This window comes from Promicromonospora kroppenstedtii DSM 19349 (assembly GCF_000515355.1).
Lineage (GTDB): Bacteria > Actinomycetota > Actinomycetes > Actinomycetales > Cellulomonadaceae > Promicromonospora > Promicromonospora kroppenstedtii.
Map to the genome: position 1 here is coordinate 1,122 of NZ_KI911646.1, position 1,961 is coordinate 3,082.

Annotated in this window: 2 protein-coding genes and 1 pseudogene; 2 read left to right on the forward strand and 1 reads right to left on the reverse strand. The window is 73.3% G+C overall.

The genetic code is table 11. The features are described from left to right. Window positions 1–460, reverse strand: a pseudogene (locus PROKR_RS09475) (hypothetical protein); the annotation flags it as partial. Between the two features lie 275 nt (window positions 461–735). Between PROKR_RS09475 and PROKR_RS09480 the strand changes: the two are divergent. Together PROKR_RS09480 and PROKR_RS09485 are read left to right on the forward strand one after the other, a co-directional pair. Then, window positions 736–1,524: a winged helix-turn-helix transcriptional regulator gene (locus tag PROKR_RS09480; RefSeq protein ID WP_036962547.1), complete on the forward strand. Its 789-nt coding sequence runs from the start codon at window positions 736–738 to the stop codon at window positions 1,522–1,524. A 51-nt stretch (window positions 1,525–1,575) separates the two neighbouring features. After that, the coding region (locus PROKR_RS09485) for an alpha/beta fold hydrolase (protein ID WP_036962549.1) at window positions 1,576–1,961 on the forward strand (386 nt) is incomplete at its 3' end.

Below are 1,961 nucleotides of genomic sequence, written 5' to 3' on the forward strand. Positions count from 1 at the left end.
CCGCCGCGACCGCGAGCGCCACCGCGCTGGTCACGACGAGAGCGGCGCCGGCGTCGGACCGGGCGGCGGCGATCCAGCCGGCGGCGGAGATCGCCACGACGACGCCGGCCACGGTTCCCGAGACGGACTCGGTGAGCTGGGGGCGCCCGTCGCGCCGGAGCATCTGCGCGATGAAGGCGAGAACCACGGCGCCCGCCAGCACCATCGGCAGGTGCCGCAGCACGGGCTCGCCCTGGGTGAAGTACACGGCGCCCGCACCCCCCAGGCCGCAGAGCGCCACGACCACCCGGGTGCTCCCGGACGCGGGCAGGCGCAGCAGCGACGGCCACCCCAGCGCGACGAGGACCACCAGGACCACGACCGCGCCCACCAGGGGCAGGGGCCGGGGCTGGACGTAGGACGCGGCGGCGACGAGGGCCGCGAGCGCGGCGGTCGTCACGGCGCGGGTGGAGACGGACACGGCTCAGAGTTTTCCAGAGAGTTCGCGAGTTGCCTCAATCGCGGCCCGGCAGGCCCGATATCCCGGGCCTGAGCGAGACGAGCAACACTCGCGTCATGCGAACGTCACGGCTCCTGACCAGCATGGTGGTGCTCAGGAAAAGGGCGTGTAACATGCACGCAACAAGCAACAGGGCAGACTTCCGCAGAGCCAGTTGGACGCGACGGACGTCTCGCTGCAGCGAGACCCGAGCCAGGGACGGTAGCAGGACGCCGGTTCCGAGAGGAGGTGCGTCAATGGCAGAGCTGTTGATCCTCACGCCCGCCACCGGCGGGTCGGCCGAGGTACTGCCCGCACTGGGACTGCTGTCCCATCGGGTGCGGGTGCTCCCGATGGAGCCCTCCGCGCTCGTCGACGCCCCGGACGCGGACGTCGTGCTGCTGGATGCCCGCCGCGACCTGGTCGCGGCCCGCACCACCTGCCGCCTGCTGCACGCCACCGGCCTGACGGTGCCGCTCGTCCTGATCCTCACCGAGGGCGGCCTCACGGTCGTGACCCACGAGTGGGGTGCCGATGACCTCCTGCTGGAGTCGGCGTCGCCCGCCGAGGTCGAGGCGCGGCTGCGTCTCGTGGTGGAGCGCTCGGCGCGTGGCCCGGCCGAGGAGTCGCAGCAGGAGATCTCCGCGGGCGAGCTCGCGATCGACGCCGGCGGGTACACCGCCCGGCTCCGCGGCCGCCCCATCGACCTGACCTACAAGGAGTTCGAGCTCCTCAAGTACCTGGTGCAGCACCCGGGCCGCGTGTTCACACGGGCCCAGCTGCTGCAGGAGGTCTGGGGCTACGACTACTACGGGGGCACCCGCACGGTCGACGTGCACGTGCGGCGCCTGCGCGCCAAGCTCGGTCCCGAGCACGAGCAGCTCATCGGCACGGTGCGCAACGTGGGCTACCGGTTCGACCCGCCCAAGGAGCGCGCGGTCGAGGAGCCGCCGGCGCCGGAGAACAAGCCGGCGTCCGACGCCAAGCAGGCAGACGACCCGAACGGCGGCCCCGCCGGGAAGCGCGTGGCGCAGGCCGGGAACTGACCCGGCCCCGAACCCGGGCAGACCACGCGGTGAGCACGTAAGTTCGTAGCTGTGACCGCACTCTCGGCCAGAACGGCCGTCCGCACGGCAGCCGCCAGCGACTACACGTGCGCCCTCGTCGAGGGGCCGTGGCAGCACGAGTTCGTGTCCTCGGGCGGCTCCCGCTTCCACGTGGCGGTCGCCGGGCCCGAGGGCCGTTCCGCTCCCCTGGTGCTCCTGCTGCACGGTTACCCGCAGTTCTGGTGGGCGTGGCGCGCGCAGATCCCCGCCCTGGCCGACGCCGGCTATCGCGTCGCCGCGATGGACGTGCGTGGCGTGGGCGGTTCGGACAAGCCGCCGTCGGGCTACGCGATACCCGCCCGGGCGGCCGACGTCGCCGGCGTGGTGCGCTCGCTCGGGCGCGAGCAGGCGGTGGTCGTGGGGCACGGCACGGGCGG